The following is a 15,506-nucleotide window of genomic DNA, read 5'->3' as shown; positions in this document are numbered from 1 at the left end:
TCTGAATGAGTTTGAAACGCGTGGTGAACCTGTGGGTTTACTCGCAAAAGGGCCGGCTCTGAACAATGCGCGAAATCAGCCTCGACCGCCTCCGCACATTGGTGGTCATCACCGACCTGGGCTCCTTTGCCGAGGCCGCCCGCCAGCTTAACCTGGCGCCGCCCACCATCAGCTTGCACGTGGCCGAGTTGGAGGCGCGTATCGGCGCCCCGTTGCTCACCCGCACCCGCGGCCAGGTGCGGCCTACCGTCATCGGTGAAACACTGCTGGGGCGTGCCCGGCGCCTGCTGGCGGACGCTGACCTGGCGCTGGACGAAGTACGCCGACAGGTCGCAGGGTTGACCGGGCGTGTGCGCCTGGGCGCCTCCACCGGTGCCATCGCCCATTTGCTGCCACAGGCGCTGGCACGCCTGCGTGTGGAGCACCCGGGGATCGATGTGCAGGTCCAGGTGCTGACCTCCCGGGCGTCGCTCGCGCGCTTGCGTGAGGGCACACTGGATATCGGCCTTGTGGCCTTGCCGCAGGTGGCCGGCAAAGGGCTGACGGTCACCCCCTGGCGGCGCGACCCGATCCTGGCGTATGTGCCGGCCGACTGGCAGCCACCGGCCAGGATCACCCCGGCGTGGCTGGCGCAACGGGCGTTGATCCTGAACGACAGCACCACCCAGCTGTCGCGGGTTACCGGCGAGTGGTTTGCAGCGGCGGGGTTGTACCCCGAACCGCGGATCGAGCTGAACTACAACGATGCGATCAAGAGCCTGGTTGGCGCCGGGTACGGGGCGACATTGTTGCCGCAGGAGGGGGAGGCGACCGAACTGGACCGGCGCATTGCCCGCCGACCGCTGCGGCCGGGGTTGTGGCGGCAGTTGGGTATTGCGTGTCGGGAAGGGCAGGTGGAGCGGGCCACGGGGTATGTGCTGGAGGCGCTGGAACGGTTGCGGTAGGGGCGGTTCCGCTGCGGCAAGACCTGTGGCAGGCCTGCACGTTCCAGCCCCGACGCCTTGCCGAACTCAGAACCAGCGATCGTTCTTCTTGCGCCCACGGGTCAGTGCCGGCAGGATCAGCCCCGCCAGCAAGCCTGCACCGGCAATGCTGCCGCCATACACCATGTAGCGCATCATCACCTGCTTGTTCTCATCCCCCAGGCGGGCCTGGGTATCGCGCAGGTCCGACTGGCTCTGATCGAGCTGCTCGTTCAGTGCCTTGTTGCGCGCCTCCAGCTCGTCAATCAGCTGCTTGCGCGAATCAAGCGTTTCCTGCATGCCCTGTACGCGGTTCTTCCAGCTGTCGTCGATGGTCTTCAACTGCCCGGTCAGTTCGGCGACCTGGGCATCGAGCAATGGCAGGCGCTCGTTCTGCCCGGGTACTGTCTGCAGGTCGTTGCTGAGGATCCACACCACATCGCCGTTCTGCCCGCGCACCTGGCTGTAGTTGCCTTGGCTGCCGAGCAGGGTCAGCTTCTGCCCGGACTTGAGCGTGCCGACAATGCGGTGCCCGTCGGTCGGGCCGCTGCGCACGTAGGTGCTCAGGCTGTCACTGACCCAGCGTGCATCGCTGGCAGGCTCTTCGGCGTGCACGGGTGCGACAAGACTCACCAAGGCGGCAATCAGGCCGATGCGCAGGGCAGGGAGGGGGGAAGGATTGGGGCGGGAATCGGGCATGTTGGGTCTTCACTGAAACAGGACAAAAAGTAGGCCCGGTGACTGGGCCGATGAACCGGTCGGTGAGTTGACCGTCAGCGAAAGACCGTTTTTTTGTCGGCAGGTTCACTACCTGATGTCGGAAATGTCGGCAGAACCGGTACGCCGGGGCTATGGGGCTAGACTCAAGGCTCACCTTCGATCTTGGAGCAAGACCATGACTGCCAAGAATACCATCTGCCTGTGGTACGACCACGATGCCGAAGAGGCGGCGAACTTCTATGCCCGAACTTTCCCCGATAGCCGGGTGGTCGCTGTGCACCAGGCACCCGCCGATTACCCTTCAGGCAAGCAGGGCGATGTGATCACCGTGGAATTCACGGTAATGGGTATCCCTTGCGTGGGGCTCAATGGTGGCTCGGCCTTCAAGCACTGTGAGGCATTTTCGTTCCAGGTCAGTACCGCGGACCAGGCAGAGACCGACCGCTTGTGGGATGCCATTGTCGGCAACGACGGCGAGGCCAGCGTTTGCGGCTGGTGCAAGGACAAATGGGGGATTTCGTGGCAGATCACTCCACGCATCCTCATCGAAGCCATCGGCCACCCCGACCGTGCGGCGGCCAAGCGTGCGTTCGAGGCCATGATGCAGATGGGCAAGATCGATGTGGCCAAGATAGCGGCGGCGTTGAAAGGTTGAAGCGGGTCTGTGTTTCAGCAGGCGCGGCCTCGAATCGCGAACGGGCTGCGTGGCAGCCCGTGGTTTTCGGGTTGTCGCCGTCAGTTGCTGGTTACTTCGGCCTCTGCCGCTGTCTTGGCCGACGCCTTCTTCTCCTGCACCACAATGTAGAACTCCTCCCCATGCTTCACCGCGCCATACAGTACGGCCTTCTCGATCAGCTCGTTGCCGCGCAGGTGGCGCAGCATCATCGGGTCCTTGCGCAGGTCGCGGTACAGCGCCAGGCATAGCAGCACCATCACCACCACGAATGGCAAGGCCACGACGATGGTCAGGTTCTGCAACCCGGTCAGCGCTTCGCCAGGGTTACCTGGGTCGCCGATCGCCAGCATGATGGCCGCCACCGTACCGGTCAGCGTCCCCCAGAAAATCACTGTGCGTCGCGATGGAGCGGTGGTGCCGTGTTCCGACAGCGTGCCCATCACCAGCGAGGCGGCGTCGGCACCCGAAACAAAAAAGATGCCCACCAGGATCATCACCAGCACCGAGGTTGCCGAGGCCAGCGGGTAGCTGTCCAGCAACTGGTACAGTGCGTGGTTGCTGTTGACCGCACCGTTGGCCAGCTGGAAGGCGCCCTCGCGCACGGCCTCGATGGCGGCGCCACCGAAGATGGTGAACCACACCAGGCTGACCAGGCTTGGCACCAACAGCACCCCGGTAACGAACTGGCGAATGGTGCGACCGCGGCTGATGCGGGCGATGAACATGCCCACGAAAGGCGTCCAGGAGATCCACCAGGCCCAGTAGAACACGGTCCAGCCGGCCAGCCAGCTGTTCATCTGCTCGCCGCCGCTGGCGTTGGTGCGGGCCATCATTTCCGGCAGCATCTTGATGTAGATGCCGAGCGAGGTCGGCAACAGATTGAGCATCAGCAGCGTCGGCCCGACCATGAACACGAACACCGCCAGCACCAGTGCCAGCACCATGTTGGTGTTGGACAGCCACTGGATACCCTTGCCGATGCCTGACACCGCCGAGGTCACGAAGGCAATGGTCAGCAGGGTGATGATCGAGATGTAGAACAGTTTACCGGGGCTTTCGATCCAGCCGTTGTATTCCAGGCCGCCGGCAATCTGCAGCGCCCCAAGGCCCAGCGAGGCGGCCGAGCCGAACAGCGTGGCGAAGATCGCCATCATGTCGATAAGGCGGCCGAGGGGGCCGTTTGCGTGCTTGCCGATCAACGGCCGGAAGGCGGCGGAAATCAGCTGCGAGCGGCCACGGCGGAAGGTGCCGTAGGCAATTACCAGGCCGACGATGGCGTACATGGCCCAAGGGTGCAGGGTCCAGTGGAACAAGGTGGTGGCCATCGCCACCTGCATCGCTTCGCTGGTCTGCCCGCTGGCCGAGCCGGGCGGCGGCGATATGTAGTGCGACAGCGGCTCGGCCACGCCGAAGAACATCAGGCCGATGCCCATGCCGGCGCTGAACATCATCGCTACCCAGGACACCGTGCGGAACTCTGGCTGTTCGCCATCGCGGCCCAGCGGCACCCGCCCGTAACGGCTGGCGGCCAGCCACAGCACGAACACCACGAAGAGGGAGGAGGTGAGCACGAAGAACCAGCCGAAATTGAGAATGACCCAGGATTGCGCGCTGGAGGCGCTGCTGGCCAGGCTGGCCTGGTTGAGGAAGCCCCAGAGCACGAAGGCGATGGTCAGGAGGCTGGTGAAACCAAAGACGATCCAGTCAAGCTTGCCCTCGAAATGCCGATCCTGGCGGGCTTCTGCGGTTTTCGAGGGGTCTGTGACGCCAAGATCGAGTGTTTCGGGGATGTGTTCCTTTGCCATGTATGATGAGGCCCCATTTGTGTATTGCCTGAACGCGCAGGCTTGTTGTGTGGGCTGCCGAGCGCGATGACGGCCTCGGCGGGGTGGATTGCTGGCGGGATTATCCTGCGCAGCAGATAACGGCTCATGTCCCCATAACGCCATGGGGCGTCCATTGCGCGACTTGGCAAATACTTTTAGTTCTGGGGGCAATGGCCCTTTCTGTCTCGGCTTCTGGTACCCTGATAGGCATAACCCGGGACCGCACATACGAGCATCGTAGAAGCGCTGCTGCTTGCGGGCCTGGCCGCACCAGGAAACGGAGATTCGTCATAATGGCCACTGACCGTGTGAGCCTGATTCATTTCGATAAATTGAGCATGAGCCCTGCCGCTGCCGATCGGTTCCAGAAAGCCCTCGACGCGCTGGAAGCGCTCAAGCTGCAGGACCGTTACGTGTATCTCATCGCTCCTTATCTGGGTGATATCGCTGACGCCTCCGACGCCGAGCAACTGGCAACAGCCCTGGAGCAGGGCTTGCGCGTGGTCGAAGAGTTGCTGGTGGCCAGGTCGGTAACCAAGGTCAAGGCCGAGGAAGTGCGCCAGGTCTTCCACAGTGCTGGCGAACGTGCGCGGGCAGAACTGCCTGGCTGAGTAGTGGCATGGCCAAAGACATCGACAACCCCTGCGTCTCGTTATGCCAGCTCAACAGCGAACTGTGCGTGAGCTGCGGCCGTACCCGTGACGAAATCCGCAAGTGGCGGGGCATGAAGAGGCCCGAGAAAATGGCCACTGTGCAGCGTGCGGCGACGCGAATGAAGGCTATCGCCAAAAAGGTGGCCAAGCGGCAGAATGCCGGCTGAACCTGCGTGCAATTGACGCAGCCTTTCCTGACTGTCTGACGAGCCTGAAATGGATTCTCACTCGCTGTTCGCGTTCACCCTGGTCGCTGCCATCGCGATCGCCAGCCCCGGCCCTGCCACCTTGATGGCTATCAACAACAGCCTTGCCCATGGCCAGCGCAGCGCGATCTGGTCGTCGCTGGGCAATGGCACGGGTCTGTTCTGTCTGTCGGCAGCGGCCATGCTGGGGCTAGGCGCACTGCTGGCCAGTTCTGAGATACTGTTCAACGCCGTGAAGATCCTGGGGGCGGGCTATCTGTTCTACCTGGGTGCGCGACAACTGCTGAAGAAGAGCCCGATGCTGGAGCAGGGTGCCGCAGAGTGTGCGGCCAAGGTGCGGCCTACGCCGCTGAAACTGTTCAAATCGGCTTTTCTGACTGCAGTGACCAACCCGAAGGCGACCATGTTCTTTACAGCACTGTTCCCGCAGTTCATCGACCAAGGGGCTGCGCTATTGCCGCAGTTCCTGACCTTGACCGGGATCTTCGTGGCCTTGTCACTCACTTCACTGAGCGCGTATGCCGCCCTGGCTGCGCGGGCCAAGGGGGTGCTGACCCGGCCATCGCTGTCGCGCTGGGTGAACCGGGTGGTGGGCACCACCTTTATCGGTTTTGGCGCGGCGATCCTGGCGATGCGACGGCAGGGTGCCTGAAAAGCCCAGTTTGTCGCCGGCCGTGCAGGCGCTCACTGTCTGTCCTTCGGCAGATTTATCAACGGGACGATGAAAGGCTCGTCTGCGGGTTGCTGATGGTCCAGACTGTCTACAGCGCGCAGATGATAGCTGCAGGTGACCACGGCAGGTGGCAGCCTTTGGCCACTACGCCGGATCGCCGGGTGTTTCATGTGCCGAGGGTCGTAGATGATCGAGCGTTGCTTTCGCCACGTCTTGCTCCTGATGTGCCTGTCACTGCTGCCCCTGGCTGCCACAGCGGATGATGGATGCCTACAGTTGACCGCCACAGGCAACCCGGAATACCCGCCGTACCTGTGGCGCGACCCGCTGAACCCTCAACGACTGATCGGTGCCAATGCCGACCTGCTCAAATACCTGGGCAAGCAGTTGGGGATGGACATAGAGGTGGTTTACGCCGGGCCGTGGTCGCGAGCCCAGGAAGAAGTGCGCACCGGGCGGATCGACTTGATGGCCGGGTATTTCCTGACCGAAGCGCGCCGACAGCATGTGGACTTCATCGCCCCGCCGTTTTTGCGCACACCCAGCGTCATCTGGGTGCGCCAGGACAATGCCTTTGCCTACCAGCAATGGGCCGACCTCAAAGGCCGCAAGGGTGGCACTCTGGTCAACAACAGCCACGGCCAACAGTTCGATGAATACGCTCAGGCCAATCTCACCCTCGAGGCGGTGCCCACTGCCAGGCAGGCGTTCGAAAAGCTGATGCACAAGCGCAGCGATTACGTGGTGTACGAGCAGTATCCTGGCATGGCGCTGGCGCGCACATTGGGCATCGCTGCCGCTGTGCAGGTATTGCAGCCACCGGTTTCCAGCGAAGGGTTGTACCTGGCAATCTCACAAGAGTCGCCTTGCAACCGGCCACTGCTGCGTGAGGCGCTGGCGCGGGAGATGGCGAAGATCGTTGGCGGGGCCTTGCCCGAGCAGTGGTTGAAACAGAATCTGGAGCGGTGGCAGTGACAGAGTGGCTCATGCGCTGCGCGGTTTTTGTGGGCGCAGCCTCGCGTCGGTACATGTGCCACTCCAATTCAACGCATATGCAAGATGATGGGGCTGCTGCTGGCCGGGTCGGTATGCCCACGCAGCTTGCCTACCGCCTGCGCATCCACCGCCCCTCCTTGGTTGCCCCAGGCCGTACGCACAAAGCTGAGCACGTCGGCAATCTCCTGATCACTCAACTGTTCGCGCAAAGCCGGCATACGATAGGCATCCGGCACCCCTGCAGCCACCACCCGCTGCGAACCATTGAGCGTGATATTGATTGCCGAGGCGCTCTCCTTGGCCAGTGCCGAGGTTGCCCCGGCCAAGGGGGGCATCCATTCGGCCTGGCCCTTGCCGTCCAGGCCGTGGCATGACGCACAGCGTGTCACGTAGGTGCGCGCTCCTGGGCTGTCCAGCCGTGTCGCTAGCGATTCGGCCTGGTATTGCCATGGTGCGCCGTCACGTTGAGGGTCGCCGGGCAGCGACTTCAGGTAGTGGGCGATGGCAGCCAGGTCGTCGTCACGCATGAATTGCGTGGAGTTGTTGAACGCCTCGGTCATCGAACCATATACCACTGCATGCCGGTTGCGTCCGGTCTTCAGAAACTGCGCGATCTCTGCCTCGCTCCAGCGCCCCAACCCGGTGTTGTGGTCGGCGCGCAGACTGGGTGCATACCAGCCGTCGAGCAGTGCGCCGGACAGGAACGGCTTGCCGCTGTCATCCAGCGCCTTTTCATTGAAGGCCAGGCCACGTGGCGTATGGCAACTGCCGCAGTGTCCGGGGCCCTGGACGATATAGGCGCCACGGTTCCACTGTGCATCCTCCCCGGCCTTGTCGGTGTAAGGCGTGGTGGCGGCGAACAGGCCGTTCCACAAGGCGATGGGCCAGCGCAGGTTCAGCGGCCAGGGGATGTCGCTGGCCAGGTTGGCCTGCCGCGCCGGTTGCACGCCGTGCATGAAGAACGCATACAGCGCCTTGACATCATCATCGCTGAGCTTGGCGTAGGACGGGTAAGGCATGGCCGGGTACAGCCGTCGGCCACCAGGCGCGACACCCTGGCGCACGGCGCGGTCGAAGTCGGCCAGGGTGTAGTTACCGATGCCGCTGTCGCGGTCGGGGGTGATGTTGGTGGCGTGGATCGCCCCCAGCGGGGTGGCCATTTCCAACCCGCCGGCGAACGGTTTGCCATCCGGCAGGCTATGGCAGGCCACGCAATCACTGAGCCGGGCTACGTATTCGCCGCGGCTGACCAGCGCCGGGTCGGCAGCAGTGGCCTGTGCGTCGGCAAACGGCGATGCGGGTTCACGGGTGACATACCAGGCCAGCAGGCCCGCCGCGACCAGGCACGGCAGCGCCAGCCAGCCAGCGGTTCTTGCGAAACGATGGGTCATGAGGCGTCCCTTGTGCGATCAGCTGAAGGTGTGGCGGCTCAATGGCAAACTGCGCACGCGCTGGCCAGTGAGCTGCGCGACCGCATTGGCCACCGCCGGGGCCACGGCGGGCAGCGGTGGTTCGCCGATGCCGCCCATCTTCGCCCCGCTTTCGATGATGCGCACATGTACCCGCGCCATGCGCGAAGGCGGCAGGATCGGGTACAGGTCATAATTGCGTGCGCGCGGCTTGCCATCCACGTACACCGCTTCTTCCACCAGCGTCTGCGACAGGCCCAGGGCGACGGCGCCGTTGACCTGATGCTCGATGATCGCCGGGTTGACGATGCTGCCCGGGTCGATGGCTTGCCAGATGTCGTGCACCCTGACCTGGCCGTTGTCTATGGAAACCTCTGCAATGACCGCAGCCTCCGAGCCGAACGGTGAGGCCATGGCCACGCCGCGTGCGCGCTTGCTGCCGTCCTCGGCGGTGAACGGTCCGCGCTTCCAGCCCCCGGACAAGTCGGCCACTGCGTTCAGCAGGTTGGTCAGTCTCGGGTTGTCGCGCAGCAGGTGCAGGCGCAGTTCAAACGGGTCCTTGCCGCCTTTGTCAGCCAGTTCGTCCAGGAATGATTCGTAGAAGAAGTCGTTCAGCGAGTTACCTACCGAGCGCCAGTAACCGAGCATGGCCGGGCCTTTGACATAGATCTGGGCGATGCGCTTGTTGGCGATGGCGTAGGACTTGCCTGACAGCCCCTCAAGCGCGGTCGGGTCGATCTTCTCCCCTTGTTTTCCAGCAAGGGCTTCGGTTGGGCCCTCGGTGGCGCTGACCGCTTCGAGCGCCACTGGCATACCGTCTGCGTCCAGCCCGGCGCGGAACTTCACCACTGCGACGGGGCGCAGTACATCGCGCAAAAACTCCTCCTCGCGGCTCCAGATAAGCTTCACCGGCCGGCCAACCGCTTTGGCCAGGGCAATGGCCTGCGGGTAGGGGTTGGCAGAGTCGTACAGGAAGTGGCGGCCAAAGAAGCCGCCCAGCAGCGGCGAGTGCAGGTTGATTTGTGCAGGCTCCAGGCCGGTGCGTCTGGCAATGTCGTCACGGAACATGTCCGGGGCCTGGTTGGGCAGCCAGACGTCGAGGCTGCCGTCCGGGTTGAAGCGGGCGAGGGCGGACGGTGGCTCCAGCTGGGCATGGTTCAGGTACTGGTTGTGGTAGCTGGCCTCGACCTGGGTCTTGGCGTTGGCCAAGGCGCCGGCAATATCCCCTTCGTTCTCTTCATCACGGGACGGCCCTTGCACCGTCGCGAGGTGTTCGCGCCAGGCGTCGCTGGAAAAATCGGCCGGCATCGGGCGCACTTTGCTGTCGGCGGCCGGTTCTTTCCAGTCCACCTGCATCGCCTCCACTGCACGCTTGGCGTGCCACCAGCGCTCGGCGACCACAGCCACGGCGCCTGGCAACTGATGCACAGAATGTACGCCTTTCATGGCCTTGACCTGGTCTTCGTTGCGCAGGCTCCCAACCGTCATGCCCAGGCGCGGTGCATGCTGCACGGCAGCGTGGAGCATGCCGTCGACTTTGATGTCGATGCAGTACTGGGCCTTGCCGGTGGACTTGTCGTAGGCATCCAGGCGGCGTACGGGCTTTCCAATCCAGCGAAACTGGCTGGGGTCACGCAGCTTGACGCTGGCCGGGTCGGGCACCGGCAGGTCCATGGCGCGACCGGCCAGCTCACCGTAGGGTACGGAACGTCCGGTCGTGGTATGTACTACGTTACCCGGTGTGGTAGAAAGCTCATCGACCGGTACACCCAGGTGTTCGGCGCCCGCCTGCAGCAGCATGCCCCGGGCGAGCGCGCCCAGACGGCGCATGGTCGGGTAGCTCATGCGCACCGACATGCTGCCTCCGGTGATGCGCATGCCGTTCTCCATCACCACGTAGGCTTCGCCCGGTGGTGCGCTATCGACCACGAAATGGGCCGGGTCGACATCCAGTTCTTCACCCACAATCTGCGCCATGGCGGTGAACGGGCCTTGCCCGCCTTCCATGAACGGACTCAGCAGGCGCACCGTACCGTCCGGGCGAATCTCCAGAAATGCAGGCACCTGGGTGCCTCGTTCCGCAGTTGCCGCAGCGGCGGCTGCCTGCACGCGGGCCGGGCCCATGGGTAAGCCGAAACCTAGCACCAGGGCACCGACTGCGGTGCCGGCAAGAAAGCGCCGACGTGACAGATTGATCGTTTCGCCCCGCTGCAGCCTGAGCAGTTCGGCAGGTGTATCGACTGGCGTGTTCATCAGGCCTGCTCCCCCTGGGCCAGGTCATGCACGGCGGCATGGATGGCGTTGTAGGTGCCGCAGCGGCACAGGTTGACCATGGCTGTATCGATCTGCGCATCGCTGGGTTTGGGTGTGTGCTTGAGCAGCGCCGTGGCTGCCATGACCTGGCCGGACTGGCAATAGCCGCATTGAGCCACCTGGTGCTCGACCCAGGCGGCGACTACCCGTTTGCCGACGGGGTCGGCCTCGATCGCCTCGATGGTGGTGACCTCACGCCCCACCACACCGGCCACCGGGGTAACGCAGGCGCGCACCACGGTGCCGTCCACCAGCACCGAACAGGCGCCGCATTGGGCCAAGCCGCAGCCATACTTGGTGCCGGTCAGCCCCAAGTCATCGCGGATTACCCACAGCAGGGGCGTGTCGGCGTCCGCCTCGACCTGATAGGTCTTCTGGTTGATGCGTAGTTCCATGGTTTCACCTGCCCGTCACGGTTGTTGTCGCTGTGTTTTTTCTGCATGGGGAATACGTTGTCCCCCGGTGCAGAAACGCTAGCACAGGAGGATGACCGCTGGTCTGGTGGCGGAGGTGGCTTCAGAGGATCAGGCAAGTAATCCGGCGGAATACGCAAGCCAGCTTCGAAAAATCAAGCCTGCGGTCGGCGTTGAACAGGACTTGCGCAACGAAAACCCGGATAATGCCGGCCAATTTCGTTTTGCACGCTTAAATCACGGTAATCCCGCATGGAAATCAAGGTCAATTTTCTCGACAATCTCCGTCTCGAAGCCAAATTCGATGACTTCACGGTGATCGCCGACCAACCTATCCGCTACAAAGGCGATGGTTCGGCCCCAGGCCCGTTCGACTATTTCCTGGCGTCTTCGGCCTTGTGCGCGGCTTACTTCGTCAAGCTGTACTGCCAGACCCGCGATATTCCCACCGAAAACATCCGCCTGTCGCAGAACAACATCGTCGATCCGGAAAACCGCTACAACCAGATCTTCAAGATCCAGGTCGAACTGCCCGAAGACATCTCCGACAAGGACCGTCAAGGCATCCTGCGCTCCATCGACCGCTGCACGGTAAAAAAGGTGGTGCAGACCGGCCCTGAGTTCGTGATCGAAGTGGTCGACAACCTCGATGCCGATGCCCAGGGGTTGCTGATGCCGGTGTCGGACACCAGCACCTATATCCCCGGCAAGGACCTGCCGCTGGAGCAGACCATTGCCAACATGTCGGGCATCCTCGCCGGGCTGGGGATGAAGATCGAGATCGCCTCGTGGCGCAACATTGTCCCTAACGTCTGGTCGCTGCACGTACGCGATGCGCAGTCGCCGATGTGCTTTACCAACGGTAAAGGGGCCACCAAGGAGGCTGCGCTGGCCTCGGCGCTGGGCGAGTTCATCGAGCGCCTCAACTGCAACTTCTTCTACAACGACCAGTTCTGGGGCGAGGACCTGGCCAACGCCCCGTTCGTGCACTACCCGAACGAACAGTGGTTCAAGCCGGGCCCGCGCGACGCGCTGCCGGCCGAGATCCTCGATGAGCACTGCCTGGCGATATACAACCCTGACGGGGAGCTGCGTGGTTCGCACCTGTATGACACCAACTCGGGTAACACGGCGCGGGGCATCTGTTCGCTGCCGTTTGTGCGCCAGTCCGACCAGCAGGTGGTGTACTTTCCGTCCAACCTGATCGAAAACCTGTTCCTCAGCAATGGCATGAGCGCGGGCAACACCTTGGCCGAGGCGCAGGTGCAGTGCCTGTCGGAAATTTTCGAGCGCGCGGTGAAGCGCGAAATCCTCGAGGGCGAGTTGTGCCTGCCGGACGTGCCGCAAGAGGTGCTGGCCAAATACCCAGCGATCCTCGCTGGCATCCAGGGCCTGGAAGAGCAAGGCTTCCCGGTGTTGGTCAAGGATGCGTCGCTGGGGGGCGAGTTCCCGGTCATGTGCGTGACCTTGATGAACCCGCGCACGGGTGGTGTGTTTGCCTCGTTCGGTGCCCATCCGAGCCTGGAAGTGGCGCTGGAGCGCAGCCTCACCGAACTGCTGCAGGGTCGCAGCTTCGAAGGCCTGAACGACCTGCCGCAACCCACCTTCGAAAGCCATGCGCTGACCGAGCCGAACAACTTCGTCGAGCATTTCATCGACTCTAGCGGCGTGGTGTCGTGGCGCTTCTTCAGCGCCAAGGCCGACTTCGAATTCGTCGAGTGGGACTTCTCCGGGCACGGCGAGGACTCCAACCAGCAGGAGGCCGCGACGCTGTTCGGCATCCTGGAAGACCTGGGCAAGGAAGTGTACATGGCGGTGTACGACAACCTTGGTGCCACCGCGTGCCGTATCCTGGTGCCAGGCTACTCGGAAATCTACCCGGTCGAGGACCTGATCTGGGACAACACCAACCGCGCCTTGTCGTTCCGTGCCGACATCCTCAACCTGCACAGCCTCGACAGCCGCTCGCTGAAGCTGCTGCTCAAGCGCCTGGACAACTGCGATGTGGATGACTACACCACCATCACCACGCTGATCGGTGTGGAGTTCGACGAAAACACAGTGTGGGGCCAACTGACCATTCTCGAACTGAAGTTGTTGATCTGCCTCGCGGTGCAGCGTTTCGAGGATGCCAAGGAACTGGTCGAGGCATTCTTGCAGTTCAACGACAACACCGTAGACCGCGGCCTGTTCTACCAGGCGCTGAACGTGGTGCTGGAAGTGCAGTTGGATGACGAACTGGAGATGGATGACTACGAAGCCAACTTCCGCCGTATGTTCGGCAATGCGCGCATGGACGCGGTATTGGGCTCGTTGGACGGCAGTGTGCGCTTCCATGGCCTGACCCCGACCAGCATGAAGCTCGAAGGCCTTGATCGCCACCTGCGCCTGATCGACAGCTACAAGAAACTGCACGCGGCCCGGGCCAAGTTCGCCTGACAGGCGCTGCGCCCAATCACCGCCGGCAAGCCAGCGCCACAGGTATTGCACCGCTCTTGAGATTTGTGCCGAACCTGTGGACGCTGGCTTGCCTGCGATAAGTCAGGAGCCGTCCTACAGCCCTTTGATCTGGGCGCCATCCTCATTCTGTCTTGCCGCGTTGCCATCCAGGGGCGTAGCGTTCTCTTCCTATCCACTTCAGGTGGTGACTATTCGGGCTTAGCAGGCCCAACTTCGAAAGCCTCCGCCGGTGGTGGCGCTGCACGGACATTGAAAAGCTTGCAGACACAGTACCAACAGAGAGCGACGGTCAGGTTGTAGGGGAACAGCACCGCCCAGAACGGCAATTGCCAGTTCTTTTTGCCCTGCATTTCACCGGGCTCACCGGTTCGCCAAGGGGCGTAGTGGCGCCAGGCTTCTGCCGGGGTCAGGCAGATGGCGTGCAGTGGCTTGTGCCACCAGTTGGGTTCACCGGGCGGGGGGAGTTTGTCCGGGCCGTGGTCCATGAAGTGGCGCAGGTATTCCCATGCCTCGGCGACATGCTTGACGCCCGGTTCGGTGGGTTCGTTGCTGTCGATCCAGAGGCAGTCTTTTTGATGCAGGCTGCCGTCTTCGCGGCGGGGGGCGAAGGCGAGGGCATAGCTGGTAGTGAAGGAGGAACCACTGAATTCTGTGCGACTGAAAAGACCGCCTGCGACTTGGCTCCAGTCAAATATTATGAGTTTTTTGAATCGCTTATAGTAGATTTTCTTTGTGTGTCGATTTAAATATATGTTCGATAAGTTTTTTATGAAAAGTATTCTGTAGGCTAAGAATGGGGTAAAAATAAAGGGGAGTGAGATCAGGATGGCAACGAAAATGTCGCCGCCGTTGATTGAGTAGTCTATATTTTCATTAATGAGATTGTAACATGATAATATCCAGGTAAATAGAAACATGGCAGTGTAGATTTTTCCCATGAATACAGAGTCGGACACCCAAGGGTTGCGCAGGCATAAGTGTGAACTGGTTGTTTGGATAAGTTGTCCGGAAATTTTTGGCTTGAATCCTGAATTGTGGGCTTGATTAAAAAGCCAGATAGTCGCCATAGGTTTAGCGTTCCAGATGAATAGTGGTAGTAGAAGGAGTGTCGTCATCCAGTCCTTGGTTGGTATAGTAATTAATCGTTAGCGTGGCAGACCTGATTTGTCTAGCATCAGTTTTGTAATGAAGTAATAAACCTGCTTGGGTGATATGGCAGTCAGGGGTTATTTGGAGTGGGGTTGTCTGCCTGTCGAGATTCTGGCTCACTAAACTCCCTGACCATTCGCTTTGACCTACTACGAATTCTGGTAAAAGTATAGTTAGCTCGAGTGTTGCGTTTTGTTTAGTGACCTGGGTATGGATAATTGTTGCCCAGTCAGGTGTTGGCCATTTGTTATTTATATCCAAATGTGTCGTTAGGGCGCCTAAGCCGAGCTGCTCAGAGTACGGTGCCAACAATGCTTTCGGTGAGAAAAATTCAATCTGCCATGACTTGATTTCTTCGTGGATGTGGCGAAAGGGTGGCAATTTTTTATCAAAGTCTAACTTTATATTCTCCCGTATTTCTCCATCGTTTTCCCTTGTCCCGAAGATGCTTCTGCTGGCCCATAATTCTAAAGGGCTGTGAAGGCGGGAGTGAGCTTTTGAGTAGAGGAATAGACCTCCACCGATCAAAGTTGCTCCGATCAAGGCGATTCCAGCTGCTGTCCAGCCTGCAAAGGGAATGAGGACTGTCGTGCCTGCGATGGCAAGGCTTCCTTCTAGAACAAGAATCGAACCTAAAGCAGTAGTCGCGCTGGCAGCCGCTGTATATAAGCCTGAAATAAGATTGCCGTTCTGCCATTGACGTATTGCCTTAAAAATATCTGAGGAAAACCCCATTATTATCGCCGGGTAGCCTGATGCCCGCGCGAAAAGATTACTCGTCAGAAAGTTGATGATGCCGTTACCAAAGGCCATGCCTGGCGCCGTTGAGATCCACTTCAACATCATGGCCTTTTGCGTCGCCCGCACGCTGACCAATGTCGCCGCCGCTGCACCAATCACCCCGAAGACAGAAGAAGCGAACCCCAGGGTGTATTCCGGTGCATCACTCTTCTGCAGGCTGTTGTAGGCCGTCTTGAGCGATAAGATGTTGAACCACAGCATCCCTGCGTTTAAACCACCACCACCGCCGGAGGTGAGCAACCCAAGGAA

General features: G+C 61.2%; 13 protein-coding genes and 1 pseudogene. 7 read left to right on the top strand and 7 right to left on the bottom strand.

Features of this window, described 5'->3' with window-relative positions:
• Positions 1-65: 65 nt before the first annotated feature.
• A complete protein-coding gene (locus QYE47_RS05080; RefSeq protein ID WP_070383798.1) occupies positions 66-944 on the top strand; it encodes a LysR family transcriptional regulator in 879 nt (292 codons plus the stop codon).
• A 66-nt stretch (positions 945-1,010) separates the two neighbouring features.
• Here QYE47_RS05080 and QYE47_RS05075 read toward each other — a convergent pair whose 3' ends face one another.
• Positions 1,011-1,661 carry a TIGR04211 family SH3 domain-containing protein gene (locus tag QYE47_RS05075; RefSeq protein ID WP_070383799.1) on the bottom strand — a complete coding sequence of 217 codons (651 nt, stop codon included), beginning with the start codon at positions 1,659-1,661 and terminating at the stop codon, positions 1,011-1,013.
• 196 nt (positions 1,662-1,857) lie between these two features.
• Here QYE47_RS05075 and QYE47_RS05070 point away from each other — a divergent pair, with 196 nt between their 5' ends.
• Positions 1,858-2,337 carry a VOC family protein gene (locus QYE47_RS05070; protein ID WP_014590658.1) on the top strand — a complete coding sequence of 160 codons (480 nt, stop codon included), beginning with the start codon at positions 1,858-1,860 and terminating at the stop codon, positions 2,335-2,337.
• Positions 2,338-2,417: 80 nt separating this feature from the next.
• Here QYE47_RS05070 and QYE47_RS05065 read toward each other — a convergent pair whose 3' ends face one another.
• Complete coding sequence (locus QYE47_RS05065) at positions 2,418-4,163, bottom strand: BCCT family transporter (RefSeq protein ID WP_014590659.1); 1,746 nt, start codon at positions 4,161-4,163, stop codon at positions 2,418-2,420.
• A gap of 314 nt (positions 4,164-4,477) precedes the next feature.
• On the opposite strand from QYE47_RS05065, the gene QYE47_RS05060 reads away from it, so the two are divergent.
• The 4 genes from QYE47_RS05060 to QYE47_RS05045 all read left to right on the top strand — a co-directional run bounded on the left by QYE47_RS05060 (position 4,478) and on the right by QYE47_RS05045 (position 6,691).
• Positions 4,478-4,795: a hypothetical protein gene (locus QYE47_RS05060; RefSeq protein ID WP_004577480.1), complete on the top strand. Its 318-nt coding sequence runs from the start codon at positions 4,478-4,480 to the stop codon at positions 4,793-4,795.
• Positions 4,796-4,803: 8 nt separating this feature from the next.
• Complete coding sequence (locus QYE47_RS05055; protein WP_014590660.1) at positions 4,804-5,004, top strand: DUF1289 domain-containing protein; 201 nt, start codon at positions 4,804-4,806, stop codon at positions 5,002-5,004.
• Positions 5,005-5,053: 49 nt separating this feature from the next.
• Entirely contained in the window at positions 5,054-5,695 is a 642-nt protein-coding gene (locus QYE47_RS05050; protein WP_014590661.1) for a LysE family translocator, read from the top strand.
• Between the two features lie 207 nt (positions 5,696-5,902).
• Positions 5,903-6,691 carry an ABC transporter substrate-binding protein gene (locus QYE47_RS05045; RefSeq protein ID WP_014590662.1) on the top strand — a complete coding sequence of 263 codons (789 nt, stop codon included), beginning with the start codon at positions 5,903-5,905 and terminating at the stop codon, positions 6,689-6,691.
• A gap of 68 nt (positions 6,692-6,759) precedes the next feature.
• Here the strand turns inward: QYE47_RS05045 and QYE47_RS05040 are convergent, their stop codons facing one another.
• From QYE47_RS05040 to QYE47_RS05030, 3 genes are read right to left on the bottom strand one after another with little or no spacing between them, the layout of a single operon-like run.
• Entirely contained in the window at positions 6,760-8,103 is a 1,344-nt protein-coding gene (locus QYE47_RS05040; protein ID WP_014590663.1) for a cytochrome c, read from the bottom strand.
• An 18-nt stretch (positions 8,104-8,121) separates the two neighbouring features.
• On the bottom strand, positions 8,122-10,374 hold the full coding sequence (locus QYE47_RS05035; protein WP_014590664.1) for a molybdopterin cofactor-binding domain-containing protein: 2,253 nt from the start codon (positions 10,372-10,374) through the stop codon (positions 8,122-8,124).
• Positions 10,374-10,829 carry a (2Fe-2S)-binding protein gene (locus tag QYE47_RS05030; protein WP_014590665.1) on the bottom strand — a complete coding sequence of 152 codons (456 nt, stop codon included), beginning with the start codon at positions 10,827-10,829 and terminating at the stop codon, positions 10,374-10,376. The genes QYE47_RS05035 and QYE47_RS05030 overlap by 1 nt, the downstream gene beginning before the upstream one ends.
• Positions 10,830-11,099: 270 nt before the next feature.
• Here QYE47_RS05030 and QYE47_RS05025 point away from each other — a divergent pair, with 270 nt between their 5' ends.
• Positions 11,100-13,286: an OsmC domain/YcaO domain-containing protein gene (locus QYE47_RS05025; RefSeq protein WP_014590666.1), complete on the top strand. Its 2,187-nt coding sequence runs from the start codon at positions 11,100-11,102 to the stop codon at positions 13,284-13,286.
• Positions 13,287-13,495: 209 nt separating this feature from the next.
• On the opposite strand, the gene QYE47_RS05020 is transcribed toward QYE47_RS05025, so the two are convergent.
• Both QYE47_RS05020 and QYE47_RS05015 read right to left on the bottom strand, forming a co-directional pair.
• Positions 13,496-14,374 (bottom strand): DUF6708 domain-containing protein, encoded by an 879-nt coding sequence (locus QYE47_RS05020; protein WP_070383800.1) that lies wholly within the window; start codon positions 14,372-14,374, stop codon positions 13,496-13,498.
• Between the two features lie 4 nt (positions 14,375-14,378).
• Positions 14,379-15,506, bottom strand: a pseudogene (locus tag QYE47_RS05015) (hypothetical protein); the annotation flags it as partial.

Origin of the sequence: Pseudomonas sp. 2,4-D (genome assembly GCF_030418155.1) — a bacterium.
Taxonomy (GTDB): Bacteria; Pseudomonadota; Gammaproteobacteria; order Pseudomonadales; family Pseudomonadaceae; genus Aquipseudomonas; species Aquipseudomonas alloputida.
Note: the sequence above shows the minus strand (reverse complement) of the source record. Positions and strands in the feature narration are given on the sequence as shown.